Genomic DNA, 14,217 nt, shown 5'->3' on the forward strand with positions numbered 1-14,217 from the left:
ATGACGGCGGTCCCGCCCAGCGAACTCGACCGGCCCGCGCTGGCCCGCGGCCGGTCAGCCGCCGATGCCGATCTCAAGTCGGTGTCGGCGGCGATCCGCCGCGCCGAGTTCGGCGACCGGCTGCGCTCGCTGGCGCTGGCCGCACCACTGTTGGTGCTGCTGGCGCTGAGCTTCGGCATCCCGATCGTGCTGTTGCTGTCGCGCGCCGTCTACGATCCGACCATCGCCAATGCCTTGCCGCAGACGTCCCAGGCGCTCAGCGGCTGGAGCGGCAGCGGCCTGCCCGACGATGCTGCCTTCCTGGCATTAGCCGCCGACCTCAAGGACAATCAGGCCAAGGGCACCTCTTATGAGCTCGCCAAGAGCCTGAACGCCCGCCTGCCTGGCGCGCGCAGCCAGGTGCTGAAGACGGTGCGCCAACTCGAAGGCGCCGGCGACAGGCCGCCGCTGGAGGTGGTGAAATCCGTGCCGTTCTGGTCGCAGCCGGGCACCTGGCCGGCGATCGCCAGCGGCACCCACGCCGTGACCTCGTTCTATCTGCTCAGCGCCCTCGACTTGCGCTGGAACGCCGATGGTTCGATCGAACGCGTGCCGCCCGAACAGGCGATCTTCCTGCAGGTGTTCATGCGCACCTTCTTCGTCGCGGCGGCGGTGACGCTGGCGACACTCTTGCTGGGCTTTCCACTGGCCTATCTCATCGCCAGCGCGCCGAAGGGGCTGGCCGCCATCCTGATCGTCGCTGTGCTGCTGCCGTTCTGGACGTCGATCCTGGTGCGCACGGCGGCTTGGACGGTGCTGCTGCAGAAGTTCGGCCTGGTCAACCATATGCTCCTGTGGCTCGGCGTCGCCGACGACCGGCTCGACCTGATGTACAGCCGCGTCGGCCTGATCATCGCCATGACCCATATCCAGCTGCCGTTCACGCTGCTGCCGATCTACAGCGTCATGCGGACCATCCCGCCGTCGCAAATGAAGGCCGCCTATTCGCTGGGCGGGCGGCCGTTCACAGCGTTTCGCCGCATCTACCTTCCGCAGGTCTTTCCGGGTGTCATGGCCGGATGCCTGCTCACCTTCATCCTGTGCCTCGGCTACTACATCACGCCGGCGCTGATCGGCGGCGCCAGCGACCAGCTGATCAGCAACTTCATCGCCAACTACGTCAATGTCGAGCTGAACTGGGAGATGGCGGCGGCGCTCAGCTTCATCCTGCTGGTGTTCACGCTGGCGCTGTTCGGCATCTTCGCCCGCATCCTCGGCCTCGACCGGGTGAAACTCGTATAGGAGCTTCTCGCCATGATGCTGTCTCCCTATCCGACCACCGGCGAGCGCATCCGCATCGGGCTGTTGTGGCTGTGGTGCGGGCTGGTGATCCTGTTCCTGCTGGTGCCGATCCTCATTCCGGTGCCGCTGTCGTTCAACAGCGGCTCCTTCTTCATCTTTCCGCTCGAAGGCATTTCGACGCGCTGGTACGAGGTCGTGCTCGGCACCCAGCGCTGGCAGTCGGCGATCGGCAACAGCCTGCTGGTCGCCTTCGGCACGACGCTGATCGCCACGACGCTCGGCACAATGACGGCGATCGCTCTGGCCGACGAAAAATTCCCGGGACGCCGCATCGTCATGCCGCTGCTTTTGTCGCCGCTGATCGTGCCGGTGGTGATCACCGCCGTCGGCTCGTATCTGTTCTACGCCCGCGTCGGGCTGGCCAGCACCTATGCCGGTATCATCCTGGCGCATACGGCACTTGCCAGCCCCTTCGTCGTCGTCACCGTGGCGGCGAGCCTGACCGGCTTCGACCGCAATCTGATGCGCGCCGCAGCGATCTCGGGAGCCAGGCCGGTGCGGTCGTTCTTCAAGGTGATGCTGCCGCTGATCCTGCCCGGCGTACTCTCGGGCGCGGCGTTCGCCTTCGTCACCTCGTTCGACGAGGTGGTCGTGGTGCAGTTCCTGGCCAGCGCCAACCAGCGCACCATGCCGCTCGAAATGTTCATTGGCTTGCGCGAAAAACTCTCGCCCGCGATCACCGCCGCCGCGACGCTGATGATGGGCCTGTCGATCGTGCTGCTGGTCGTGGCCAATATTCTGGCGCGGCGCGGCCAGAAGCGGCCAGGCACGCGCGCATAGCCCGTTTCAGGCGACAGGCGTCCAGATCACGTCGTCGATCCTGAGCGCGCCGGTGGCGAGCATGACCAGCCGGTCGAAGCCCAGGGCCGAACCGCTCGCCTGCGGCATGATGGCGAGAGCCGAGAGAAAATCCTCGTCCAGCGGATAGCGCTCGCCATAAACGCGCTCCTTCTCGTCCATTTCGGCGGCAAAGCGGCGACGCTGCTCGGCCGGATCAGTGAGTTCGCCGAAAGCGTTGGCGAGTTCGACGCCGCAGCAATAGAGCTCGAAGCGTTCGGCAACGCGCGGGTCGGCGGCACTCGGCCGGGCGAGCGCGGCCTCCGAGATCGGATAGCCGTAAAGAATGGTGGCCCGTCCCTGCCCCAGCGCCGGCTCGACCTTTTCCACCATCACCCGGCTGAACAGGTCGGCCCAGTTGTCGTCGAACGCGGTGCGCAAGCCTGCCTTGACCAGGGCGTCATGCAGGGCGGCGCGGTCGGTGCTGCCATCCGCGGCGACCGTGGCGAGCAGGTCGATGCCGGCATAACGCGAAAACGCGTCGGCGACGCTCAGGCGCTCCGGCTCGGCGAACGGGTCGGCCTCGCGGCCGCGAAAGCGGAAGGTTTTTGCACCGGCACGCTCGGCCGCCAGCGCCAGCAGCGCAGCACAGTCGGCCATCAGGCTCTCATAGGTCTCGCCGACCCGGTACCATTCGAGCATGGTGAATTCGGGATGGTGCAAGGGGCCGCGCTCGCGGTTGCGCCAGACGGCACCCAGGCTGAAGATGCGCTGCTCGCCGGCGGCAAGCAGCTTCTTGCAGGCGAATTCCGGCGAGGTGTGGAGATAGAGCGGCGAGCGTACGGCGTCCGGCCCGATCACCTCGGTGGCGAAGGCCGACAGATGCGCCTCGTTGCCGGGCGAGACCTGCAACGCCGCGGTGGTGACTTCGATGAAGTCGCGCCGCGCGAACCAGTCGCGCATGGAGGCTGCGATCGCGTTGCGCTGGATCAGCCGCGGCCGGCGGTCGGCGTGGACGTCGGGCGTCCACCAGGGCGAAGCGGTGATCATCGGGCCAGGCTCATCGGCAATGGACGTGCAGTGGGGGCTGGCGGTTCGGACCAAGATGCGCTAGGCCGCAGCGGACGGCTCTCGCAGCCGATTTGTGCCAATCGGCTCTTTCAGGCCAACAAACTTTAGGATTGTTCCCCGTGGTGAAGGTCATCGCCAGTTCCCTACGCAAAGGCAACGTCGTCGATAAGGACGGCAAGCTCTATGTGATCCTCTTTGCCGAAAACATCCACCCTGGCAAGGGTACGCCCGTGACCCAGCTCGACATGCGCCGCATCGGCGACGGGGTAAAGGTTTCCGAGCGCTACCGGACCACCGAGCAGGTCGAGCGCGCCTATGTCGAGGAGCGCGAGCACACCTTCCTTTACGCCGACGGCGAAGGCTATCATTTCATGAACCCGGAAACCTACGACCAGGTGGCGGTGTCGGAGGGCGTGGTCGGCGACGCCGCACCCTATCTGCAGGAAGGCATGCCGGTGCAGGTCTCGCAGTTCAACGGCATCGCGATCTCGCTGGTGCTGCCGCAGCGCGCCACCTTCGAGGTGGTCGAGACCGAACCGGTGACAAAGGGCCAGACGGCCTCCTCGTCCTACAAGCCCGCCATGCTCTCCAACGGCGTGCGCACGGCGGTGCCGCCGCACATCAGCGCCGGTACACGCGTTGTGGTGATGACGGCCGACGGTGCCTATGTGGAGCGCGCCAAGGACTGAGGCGCGAGGCCTCCCTCCCCCGATGAATTCTCGATGACGCTCATTCATTCGAGCCAATGCGCGTCGGCACGACCGGCTGCACTTGGAGGATTTAGGAACTCGGAAGACCTGCTCTCGACAGCATTTCAAGCAGCCGGGAGTGATGATGGTCCTTCATATAGCGCGGCAAAAAGCCAGGGCAGACATTGCCCAGATTGAGATGTGGAAGCTGTGACAGGCAATGATGGATGGCCCGGGAAGCCTCTTCGTTGTTACCGGTCGCCGACGCGGCCGCGGCCCAATAAAGGGCGCCACGAACGAAGCCCGGCTTGGTCCTGACCACCTTGCGGGCGACTTCGAGCGCCCGCCGATCGTCACCAGCGGCGAACAGCGCCACAACCAGGCCGTGGTGACGCCAGAAGTCGATGACGTCATGCGTTCCGAGCCGGATCGCCTCGTTGGCCTCGCGCACGGCTTCGCTGAGCTGACCGCGCAAGGCGAAGAGCATCGAAATATCACCGTGGCCGCTGGGATAGCTTGGGTTGAGACTAATCGCATGCCGGCATTCGGCGATCGCCTCGTCGATACGGCCGGCGCTTTCGAGAGCAAAAGACAGGATGCACCGGGCAATCTCGTCGTCCGGCACCGCCCTCACCGCATCTTCCGCAAGTGCCAGCGCATGCTCGATTTGACCCTGCTCCCGAGACAACGCGCCAAAAGCCACGCCCATGGAGATCAAGATCGAGAGCGTCCGCTTGGCACGGGCATTGTCGGGGCTAAGCGAAAGTGCCTTCTCGGCGAGCTCTATCCCGGCCAGGAGTGAGTCTCGAGTCATCTCGAAATACTTCATGAGCGCTTCGTTCACCAACCTGCGCACTTCGGGCGGGCCGGGCGGGCTCTTGTCGCGCACTTTCCAGTTGGTCAGTTGAAGTTCGAGGATCACGGCCAGCACAACCGATTGAGCGATCCTGTCCTGGAACGCGAGGGCATTCTCGAAGTGACCGTCGAATTTTTGGGCCCAGACATTGTGACCACCGGCAGCGTCGACAAGTTGGACGTTCACCCTCAGTTCGTCCCCGGATCTCTGGACACTGCCGCTGAGCATGTAACGGGCCCTTGGAGCCGACGCCCTGGATTCCTCGCCACTCTTCTCGAGCGGCGATAGCCCTGAGATGACGATGTAGCTGGCCACCTCCGAAAGCGCCGTGGTGATGTCATGAACGAGGCCCTTGGCGAAGAAATCGTCGCCTCGCTCTCCGGTCAGATTGACGAAGTCGGCGACGCTGATGGACGGACGCCCGGTGTGCTGAACGGCCGGAGCACCATTGACCGATTGCTGGCCTGATGAGACGTCGGCAGCAGAGAGAGACTGCCAAAGCGCCCGCGTCTCGGGGCTGACGTCGACACCAAACTCCTTTTTCAGGATGCTTCTGCAAGCCTCGAATGTTCGCGACGCCTTGTCACGTTGGCCGCACGCGACCAGCAGTTCCATCTTCAGCCGATAGGCTTCCTCCCGCGTCGGCTCCATGGCCAGAATTCGATCAGCCACGGCCAGTCCGCTTTCAGCGTCCACCAGCCGGGCAAGCTTTTCCATCGACTCCAGCGCGCGGCTCAAAAGTCTTTCGCGTTCCGATGCCGCCCATTCATCGAAAGCGTTGCTTCCCAGGTAAAAGCCATCGAGAAATGGCCCGGTGCAAAGCGCCAGAGCAGTCTCGAGTTCCGGTGCGGAACGGGCTGAGAGGCCGGATTCGAACTCCCCGACGTCGACGCGAACCGCATCCGGCCTGAGGCCGATCAACTCCTTGCGGGAATGAATGAGATCCACCCCCGCTCGTGACAAATCCCGGCGCAGGACGCTGAGGGTTTGCCGCAGGCTGTTGCGTGAGTGCTCGCTATCGCTATCGCCCCATAGCAGGTCAGCAAGCCTTTCCCTTGTCGCCGACATACCCGGACAGCGGGCCAGATAGGCAATGATCGCGGGGCCTCGCTTCCCGGTCAGCCAGAGTGGGCCGACAGCCTCCTTTTCAATCCGGAAACCGCCGAAAAGCGAGATTCTACTTGCAGTGACGCCATCCGCATCTTGCATTTGCTTAACAGCTTCCCTCGTGACGAAATTCTAACTCAAAACTAACGCTTCGCAAACAGTAGAGCCGCGCCTCAAGCGCTCTCGTGACGGTCGGTCGATTAGACTTCGCTGAATTAGGGGTGACTGAGCCTGCGGCAGGCTTTGGCCCGAGGGGGCGGCGGATGTCAAAGCTTAGAGCCAATTTGCTGCTCCTGTTTGCCGCCGCCTTGTGGGGCTTCGGAAATGTCGCGCAAAAGACGGTGCTCGACCACCTCGATGCGCTGAGTGCCGTTGGTCTGCGCTGCCTGATCGGCGGGCTGCTTGTGCTGCCCTTTGTCCTGACTGAAAGGCGACTGCCGGTCGGGGCGGGCCATCTTGCCAGCCTGGCCAGAGTGGGGGCGCTGTTTGCCATCTCCATCATGCTTCAGCAGCTTTGCTATCTCGGCGCCACCGTCACGAATGCAAGCTTTCTGATAAGCACGGCAACGGTGATGACGCCGCTGGCTGCGTGGCTACTTATCGGCGAACGTCCGACAGCCAGTCTGACATTCGCCGCCGGATTGACCGTAGTCGGTGCCCTGCTCTTGTCCGGCGGGATCGCCGGTTTCAGCGCTGGCGATCTCACCGCTGTCCTGTCGGCTGCCTGTTATGCGCTCTGGACGGTCGAGCTTGGCCGGCATATGCAGACCCACGGGCGGCCATTCACCGCCGCGGCGACACAGTTCCTCGGCGCCGCCGCCTTCGCCCTGCCGCTCGGGGCAATGCACGGCAATTTGTCGATGGCCGCTGCATTTGCAGCCGGCCCGGAACTGGCGGTCCTCGGTATATTCTCCACCGCATTTGCTTTCGGCATACAGATTGTCGCCCTGCGCTACACCTCGGCCAGCCATGCCGCCGTGATCGTCAGTGCCGAAAGCGTCTTCGGCGCGCTAGGCGCGGCGATCTTCCTCGGGGAGCAGACCTCGCCAGCAGGCGCATTGGGGGGCGCGATCATTCTCGGCGCGATCCTGTCGGTCGCAATGTCGAACCGAACGCCGCAGGCACGTGCGCCCCTGCAGACCGATCCGATTCAACCATTCGACGCTCCGGTGCCAGCCTTCGCCGCCGCCAATCCCGGTCAAGAGGAGGCACGCCATGCTCCTTACCGAGACCCTTCCTCGCTGCGCTCGTCTTGATTGCCGTGCATTGACCACCTCGAAAAACAGCCCGTTGTTGAAATGGAGAGTACCATGTTCGAACGTGTGTCCGAGGAAGCCGGTCCCTCATTCCTGAGACTGGCAACGTTGCTTGCGGCGTCGATGTTTGGGGGGCTGCCGGCACATGCCTCCAATGTCGATGTGGCGATCGTGTTCGCCGTCGATTTCTCGTCCTCGATTGACCCGAAGATTGCCGACCTGCAGCGCGAGGGACATGCCGCGGCACTTACTTCGCCCGAGATCATTGCCGCCATCACCCGAAATTATCTTGGCTGCATCGGGGTGGCCTATTTTGAATGGTCGAGCCCCGGGCACACGCGCATTGTGCTGCCGTGGACAAGGATCTGCGGGCTCGAAGATGCCAAGGCAGCGGCGGCGGTGATCAGCAAGAAGGGCGATACCGGCTATACCCGCAGAGGCCGAGGCGGAACATCGGTTTCCTCGGCCATCGACGTCGGAAGTCTCCTGCTCGATCAGTTTCCTGGAAACGCGATGAAGAAAGTGATCGACATCTCTTCCAATGGCGAGAACAACGACGGGCTTCCGGTTCAGCCGAGCAGGCTGAACGCCATCACCAAGGGATACACGATCAATGCAATCGCCATTCCAACGGAAGGCGAGAACCCGGAGCAACCGTTGGCATCCTACTTTGCCCGATCGGTCATTGGCGGCTCCCAAGCCTTCGTCATATCGCCGACGGGGCCAAACGACTACATCAAGGCCCTTCGCCGGAAGCTGGTGACGGAAGTAAGCATGAACGCAGCCCCTGCCGCCACAAGTGGATGGGGACTCATCACACCCGTGGTTCCGCATATGCAAGACTAAGCCTACTCCCTCATCGGCCCCAGCAGCCGGATTTGATCCGCTGCATTGCCTTCTGAGGCCGCTCGCTCAATAGTCCTGCCGATGTTGCAGACCATAGTGAGTCACTGGCCTCAGCTTATCTTGATCATTTCGGTGGCGATGGCGGCCGTCGGCATCGCTCATGCCATCATGACAAAGGAAGACGTGCGCGCGGCAACCGGCTGGGTGGGCGTTATGCTGCTGTCGCCATTCCTCGGCGCGATCATCTACACCGTAGCCGGCATAAACCGTATCCGTCGTGCAACGATCAGCGCGCAGCGGCCGACCGCCGGTGAGACGGCAACTGCAGAGCGCGAGCGCGACATCGCCAGCGAAGAGCTGATCTTCGAGCGCTACGGCCAGCGTTTCGCCGGACTGAAGACATTGGGCGACAGAGTGGCGCGGCGCGCCCTGACGTCGGGAAACACAATCACGATCTTGAAGACCGGTGACGAAGCCTATGCCGTGATGTGCCGGGCGATCGACGATGCGCAACGCAGCATCCTTCTCGAGACCTACATCTTCGACAATGACGATGTCGGGCGGCTTTTCGTCGACTCGCTGGCCGGAGCGGTCCGCAGGGGCGTCAGCGTTCGCGTGTTGATCGATGCCGTTGGTGTGCGCTACTCGGTCCCCAGCATCCTGAAGCTCCTGCGAGAGGCCAACGTCACCGTCGATCTCTTCAATGGCAACATCGTCATGGGCCTGCGACTTCCCTATGCCAATCTGAGAACGCACAGGAAAATCCTGGTTGTCGACGGCATGGTGGCATTCACGGGAGGCATGAACATCCGAAAGGGATTCTCAGCCGAATTCGCGGGTTCCACCAGCGCTGGGGATACGCATTTCCAGGTCACCGGACCGGTCGTGGCCGACCTCTTTTCGGTTGCCGCCGAGGATTGGCGTTTTGCCGGCAACGAGGCGCTGAAGGGCGAGACATGGCATGTGGAAAAACCCTTGCCGCCTCCCGATCAGCCTATGCTGGTGCGGGCGGTGGCGTCGGGGCCGGATGCCAGTATCGAGACGAACCACAAATTGCTGATGGGGGCATTTTCCGTCGCCCGCAAATCGATCCGCATCATGTCGCCCTATTTCCTGCCGGACCGGGAACTGATCAGCGCGCTGACCACGGCAGCCCGGCGCGGCGTCGAGATCGACATCGTCGTGCCAGCGGTGAACAACCTCTTCCTCGTCGACCGCGCCATGACGGCGCAGTTCGACCAGGTGCTGAAGCACTATTGCCGCGTGTGGCGCCACGCGGGGGCGTTCGATCATTCGAAGTTGCTGTCGGTCGATGGGGTGTGGGCCTATATAGGTTCCTCCAACCTCGACGCCCGGTCGCTCAGGCTGAACTTCGAGATCGACATGGAGGTTCTGGATGCAGGCTTTGCCGCCGAGATCGACGCGCGTATCGGATCGGCAATTCAATCCGCGACACAAGTGACGCTCGACGCCTTGAAGGCCCGGCCATTCATCGTTCGCCTGTTCGACCGGGTGCTGTGGTTGGGATCGCCTTATCTCTAGCCGGACCTATATCTGGGGAAGACGAGCAGCAGACACGATGAAGAGAACCGGCCGCAGCCTTCCCGAGAACATGCTCCTGTCCATTCGCCGCCGAAAATCCCGGACGACGAGGACCGAGCCGCGCGAGCCTGTGGACGGCGCCAGTGCGCTGGTCGCATCCTACAACGTCCACAAATGCGTTGGCGTCGACAGAAAATTCGACCCCGAACGAATTGTCCGCGTCATCCGGGAAATCTGCCCTGATGTCATGGCGCTGCAGGAGGCCGACAACCGTTTCGGCGACCGCGCCGGGCTTCTCGATCTTGGGCGTCTCGAAATGGAGACCGGCCTGGTGCCCGTGCCGGTGTCCGGAAACGGCAAGGGGCACGGCTGGCACGGCAACGTCCTTTTGTTCAAGCGCGGCACGGTTCGCGATGTCCACCAGATAAAGCTGCCGGGGCTCGAGCCGCGCGGGGCGCTGGTAGCCGAAATCGACATGGACGAAAAACGGACGCTGCGTGTCATCGCCGCGCATCTCGGCTTGCTGCGCCGCTCACGCTCCGAACAGGCGCGCGTCGTGCTCGATATCATGAACAGCCCGGACGAAAAGCCGACGCTGCTGCTCGGCGACCTCAACGAATGGCGGCTCGGCAACCGTTCCGCGCTGAACACGCTGCATACGACTTTCGGGCCGTCGCCGCCGGCGGTTCCCACCTTTCCATCGAGCCTGCCGCTGCTCGCGCTCGACCGGATCATGGCAAACCGGCACGGGATGATCTCGTCGGTGGAAGCCCATGACACGCCGCTGTCACGGGTCGCCTCCGATCATCTGCCGCTTACGGCTTTCGTGCACCTCTAACGCAGCGCCTCATCCGTCCCGCAGCCAGACCAGCATCTCGCCGGGCTCGCGATTGTCCCAGGCGTAGTAGGGAACCGCCGTAAGCTTTGTCTCCTCCACGGCAGGCGCATCGGTGCGGTAGAGGCCGCTGTCCCAGTTCTCGGCCGCCTCCCTGCTGCCGGTGGCCGAAAGCGTCACGACACCGCCTAGCACGTTTGGCTCGGTATGCGCCTCGATCTCGGCCGTGCGCGGCAAGGTGATGCGGTGCAGCTGGCCGGCATTGTCGGTCGCCTCGACGCAGTAGATCAGCGGACCGCGGGCAAGTGCGACGCGGCCGATATCCTGGCGAACTTCGGGGTTGGCGAAGAGCCGGGCGATCGACATGTCGAGCTCGAGCTCGACGCGATCGCCGCGCTGCCATTCGCGCTGGATCGCGGCATAGCCGTCCCTGGTCACGCTCCCCAGATCAACAGCGGCGCCATTGACCCTGAGCGCCGCCTTGCGGCACCAGGACGGTACGCGCAGGTGAAGCGTAAACTCGACCGGCGCCGCCGGCTCGACGCGGATCGAGACGGCGCCATCCCAGGGATAGTTGCTGGTCTGGACGAGCTCGACCTGCCCTCCCTTGATCTCGAAGCGGGTGGTCGAGTCGCCATAGAGGTGGACGGCCAAGGCATCGTCCGAGAGGCCGTAGAAATAGCTGCCGATCGAAGCGACCATGCGGCCGATATTGGGCGGGCAGCACGGGCAGCGGTGCCATTTCCAGCGGTTGTGCCTGCCGCGGCTTTCCAGCGGGTTTTCGTAGAAGAACAGCGAGCCGTCGAGCGACAGGCCGGAGATCGAGCCGTTGTAGAGCGCCCGCTCCATCATGTCGGCGTAGCGCGCGTTGGGCCCCATGCCGAGCATGCGGCTCGCCCAGAACACCAGCCCGACCGAGGCGCAGGTCTCGGCATAGGCGGTCTCGTTGGGGAGATCATAGTCGGCGGTAAAACCCTCATTGTGCGCCGACGGCCCGATACCGCCGGTGATGTAGAGGTTCTTGGTGGTCAGGTCGTCCCACAGACGATCAAGCGCCACCCTGAGCGTGTCGTCGCCATATTCGGTGGCGATATCGGCCATGCCGGAGAAAAGGTACGTCGCCCGCACCGCGTGGCCGACGACCTTGTCCTGCTCGCGCACCGGCCTGTGCGACTGGTTGTATTCGTAGGTCTTGAAATGATAGGCCTTCGGGTCGGCGCCGCGGGCGCGCGCCTCCTCGTCGAAATAATGCGGCTGCTGTCCACGCTGGTCGATGAAGTACTTTGCCAGATCCATGTACTTTTGCTCGCCGGTGACCCGCGAAAGCTTGACCAGCGCCAGCTCGATCTCCTCATGGCCGCAATAGCCCTTCTTCTTGCCGGGCTCGGGACCGAAGGTGTCGGCGATGTGGTCGACATAGCGGCACATGATGTCGAGCAGCTTGCGCTTGCCCGTGGCCTGATAATAGGCGACGGCGCCCTCGATCAGATGACCGGCGCAATAGAGTTCGTGGCAGTCGCGCAAATTGGTCCAGCGCAAGCCCGGCTGGATGCGCTGATACCAGCTCGACAGATAGCCGTCGGGCTGCTGCAGTTTGCCGTACATGTCGATGACGGTGTCGATCTTGGCCTCCAGCGCATCGTTGCGGCGGCGGTAGAGCGAGTAGGCCGCGGTCTCGATCGTCTTGCCCCAATCGGAATCCCAGAACATCTGGGTGGTCACCGTCGAGCCGGTGAACTCGTTGCCGGTGAAGGAGACTTCGTCGGGCGACGGCGAGTGGAACGGGATGACGACACCCGGCGATGGCCGGTCGGGGTCGATCTGCTCCAGCATGCGCGCGGCAACGCAGCGCTCGTAGAGGATGTCGGCGGTGCGCGAGGCCACCGCATCGACGCGGTCGCCCCAGAAGCCGCGCACATCGACCTGCGGCACCGGCAGCGGCCGGAAGGCGAGCATCGGCTTGCCCGAGGTGACGGTCTTGCTGGCGGGTTGTTTGGCGGATTGCGTTGCGGTCATCAATTCAACTCCGTTCGAATGCGATTGGTCATTTCACGGCCCCTGCCATCAGGCCGCGGATGTAGAAGCGCTGCAGCAAGAGGAAGAGGATCAGGCACGGCACCATCATCACGGTGACGCCCGCCTGCACCGCGCCCCAGTCGATGGCGCCGAAGCGGCCGGACTGCAGCGCCGTCATCATGATCGGCAGCGTAAATTTCGACTGGTCGGTCATCAGCACCAGGGCCGCCAGGAATTCGTTCCAGGCGCCGAGGAAGGCGAACAGCGCGATGGTGACGATGCCCGGCCAGACCAGCGGCAGCATCACCCTGATCAGCATGGTGACGTTGTTGGCGCCGTCCATGCGCGCGGCTTCCTCGATCTCGCGCGGCACCGCGTCGAAGGCATTGCGCATCATGAAGATCGAGAACGGCAGCTGCAGCGTGACATAGACGCAGACCAGCCCGGTCAGCGTGTTGTGCAGGCCGATCTTGGTCAGCACCAGAAAGATCGGCGTCAGGATCGACTGGAACGGGATCATGATCGTCGACAGGATGACGACGAAGAGCAGGTCCTTGAACGGAAAGCGGAAGCGCGAGAAGCCGTAGCCGGCGAGCACGCTGACGATGACGGAGAACACCACCGTCATCACCGAGACATAGATGCTGTTTTGCGCCGGCAGCCAGAGCCCGTCGCCGAAGGTGTTGAGCGTGCCGTAGTTCTCGACCGAGAAGCCTGTCGTCGGCCAGGGCGGCAGCGGCGGCAGGCGCGCCTCCTGCGAGGGCTTGAAGGCCGACAGCACGGTCCAGACGATCGGCGCCAGGAACAGCACCGAGGCGATCATGCCGGTGGCGTGCTCGGCGATGCCGAGGCGCAAGCGGCTGCTGCGGCTGCGTGCCTGCGCCATCAGTCGACCCCCTCGGGTTTGCGCAGCAGCCAGAGCTGGATCGTGCTGAGCGCGACCAGGATGGCGAGCAGGATCATCGACAGTGCCGCGCCATAGCCCAGCTTGAACGAGACGAACGACTGGTTGAAGATCCAGTAGACGGCGGTCAGCGTCTGGTTGCGCGGGCCGCCGCGCAGGATGATGTAGAACTGGTCGAAGGCGAGGATGGATCCTGCGACCGACAGGATCAGCGCCAGTGCCAGCGTGCGGCGCATCAGCGGCAGCGTGATCGCCCGGAAGCGGGCGAACGCCCCTGCCCCGTCGATCATCGCCGCCTCCTGCAAGTCGGTCGGGATCGACTGCAGGCCGGTCATCAGGATGATCATTGTGAAGCCCGCCACCTTCCACACGACCATGGCGATGATCGACCAGAAGGCCGGCTGGAAGGTGGCCAGAAGGTTGACCTTCTTTGCGGTCAGGCCGAGGTCGAAGGCGGCCGGGCTGAACAGGCCGGAATCGACATTCAAGAGCCACGACCAGAGCAGGCTCGCCGAAGCGAAGCCGATGACGGCCGGCATGAAGAAGGACGTGCGGTAGAACCCGGTGAGCCGCCGCGGACGCTCGATGAACAGCGCCAGCGGAAAGGCAACCGCGAAGATCGCGATCGTCACCACCAGCGTGTACCAGCCGGTGAAGCGCAGCGCGTTCCAGAACCTGGTGTCGCGCAGGATCGCCCAGTAATTGGCAAGGCCGATGAAGCTGTGCTCGCCCATCAGCGGCCAGTTGTGCAGCGACATCCACGCCGTCATGCCGAGCGGGATGATGAAGAACACCACGACCAGCGCCACCGCCGGCGCGACATAGAGCAGGCCGACCCATTGCCGACGCCCGGCGCCGACCAGTTTCCTGGGGCGGGCTGGAGCGGAGGTTGCGGTGATGGTGGTCATGGCTGGGCCTTCCCTTCTCCCCCTGTGGGAGAAGGTGGATCGGCGCGCAGCGCCGAGACGGATGAGGGG

At 63.8% G+C, this 14,217-nt stretch carries 12 protein-coding genes; 7 read left to right on the top strand and 5 right to left on the bottom strand.

Annotation, left to right across the window (positions count from 1 at the left end; translation table 11 throughout):
- A complete protein-coding gene (locus ACFX5Q_RS05015; RefSeq protein WP_404275877.1) occupies window positions 1-1,281 on the top strand; it encodes an ABC transporter permease in 1,281 nt (426 codons plus the stop codon).
- A 12-nt stretch (window positions 1,282-1,293) separates the two neighbouring features.
- Entirely contained in the window at window positions 1,294-2,121 is an 828-nt protein-coding gene (locus ACFX5Q_RS05020; protein WP_404275879.1) for an ABC transporter permease, read from the top strand.
- A 6-nt stretch (window positions 2,122-2,127) separates the two neighbouring features.
- Here ACFX5Q_RS05020 and epmA read toward each other — a convergent pair whose 3' ends face one another.
- Entirely contained in the window at window positions 2,128-3,168 is a 1,041-nt protein-coding gene (gene epmA / locus ACFX5Q_RS05025) for an EF-P lysine aminoacylase EpmA (RefSeq protein ID WP_404275880.1), read from the bottom strand.
- A gap of 140 nt (window positions 3,169-3,308) precedes the next feature.
- Between epmA and efp the strand changes: the two genes are divergently transcribed.
- On the top strand, window positions 3,309-3,878 hold the full coding sequence (gene efp / locus ACFX5Q_RS05030; protein ID WP_404275882.1) for an elongation factor P: 570 nt from the start codon (window positions 3,309-3,311) through the stop codon (window positions 3,876-3,878).
- A gap of 91 nt (window positions 3,879-3,969) precedes the next feature.
- On the opposite strand, the gene ACFX5Q_RS05035 is transcribed toward efp, so the two are convergent.
- The gene (locus ACFX5Q_RS05035; RefSeq protein WP_404275883.1) at window positions 3,970-5,943 is read right to left on the bottom strand and encodes a BTAD domain-containing putative transcriptional regulator; all 1,974 of its coding nucleotides are present in this window, start codon (window positions 5,941-5,943) and stop codon (window positions 3,970-3,972) included.
- A 161-nt stretch (window positions 5,944-6,104) separates the two neighbouring features.
- Here ACFX5Q_RS05035 and ACFX5Q_RS05040 point away from each other — a divergent pair, with 161 nt between their 5' ends.
- The 4 genes from ACFX5Q_RS05040 (at window position 6,105) to ACFX5Q_RS05055 (ending at window position 10,323) form a co-directional block, all read left to right on the top strand.
- Window positions 6,105-7,097: a DMT family transporter gene (locus tag ACFX5Q_RS05040; RefSeq protein ID WP_404275935.1), complete on the top strand. Its 993-nt coding sequence runs from the start codon at window positions 6,105-6,107 to the stop codon at window positions 7,095-7,097.
- Between the two features lie 54 nt (window positions 7,098-7,151).
- Window positions 7,152-7,943 (top strand): DUF1194 domain-containing protein, encoded by a 792-nt coding sequence (locus ACFX5Q_RS05045; RefSeq protein ID WP_404275885.1) that lies wholly within the window; start codon window positions 7,152-7,154, stop codon window positions 7,941-7,943.
- A gap of 81 nt (window positions 7,944-8,024) precedes the next feature.
- Entirely contained in the window at window positions 8,025-9,485 is a 1,461-nt protein-coding gene (locus ACFX5Q_RS05050) for a phosphatidylserine/phosphatidylglycerophosphate/cardiolipin synthase family protein (protein WP_404275886.1), read from the top strand.
- A 37-nt stretch (window positions 9,486-9,522) separates the two neighbouring features.
- Window positions 9,523-10,323 (top strand): endonuclease/exonuclease/phosphatase family protein, encoded by an 801-nt coding sequence (locus ACFX5Q_RS05055; RefSeq protein WP_404275888.1) that lies wholly within the window; start codon window positions 9,523-9,525, stop codon window positions 10,321-10,323.
- A 9-nt stretch (window positions 10,324-10,332) separates the two neighbouring features.
- Here the strand turns inward: ACFX5Q_RS05055 and ACFX5Q_RS05060 are convergent, their stop codons facing one another.
- From ACFX5Q_RS05060 to ACFX5Q_RS05070, 3 genes are read right to left on the bottom strand one after another with little or no spacing between them, the layout of a single operon-like run.
- Window positions 10,333-12,336 (bottom strand): glycoside hydrolase family 127 protein, encoded by a 2,004-nt coding sequence (locus tag ACFX5Q_RS05060; RefSeq protein ID WP_404275889.1) that lies wholly within the window; start codon window positions 12,334-12,336, stop codon window positions 10,333-10,335.
- 28 nt (window positions 12,337-12,364) lie between these two features.
- On the bottom strand, window positions 12,365-13,222 hold the full coding sequence (locus tag ACFX5Q_RS05065) for a carbohydrate ABC transporter permease (RefSeq protein ID WP_006205735.1): 858 nt from the start codon (window positions 13,220-13,222) through the stop codon (window positions 12,365-12,367).
- Window positions 13,222-14,148: a carbohydrate ABC transporter permease gene (locus tag ACFX5Q_RS05070; RefSeq protein ID WP_404275890.1), complete on the bottom strand. Its 927-nt coding sequence runs from the start codon at window positions 14,146-14,148 to the stop codon at window positions 13,222-13,224. The genes ACFX5Q_RS05065 and ACFX5Q_RS05070 overlap by 1 nt, the downstream gene beginning before the upstream one ends.
- Window positions 14,149-14,217: the final 69 nt, after the last annotated feature.

This window comes from Mesorhizobium sp. IMUNJ 23033 (genome assembly GCF_044778005.1).
In the GTDB taxonomy this organism is placed as follows: domain Bacteria; phylum Pseudomonadota; class Alphaproteobacteria; order Rhizobiales; family Rhizobiaceae; genus Mesorhizobium; species Mesorhizobium amorphae_A.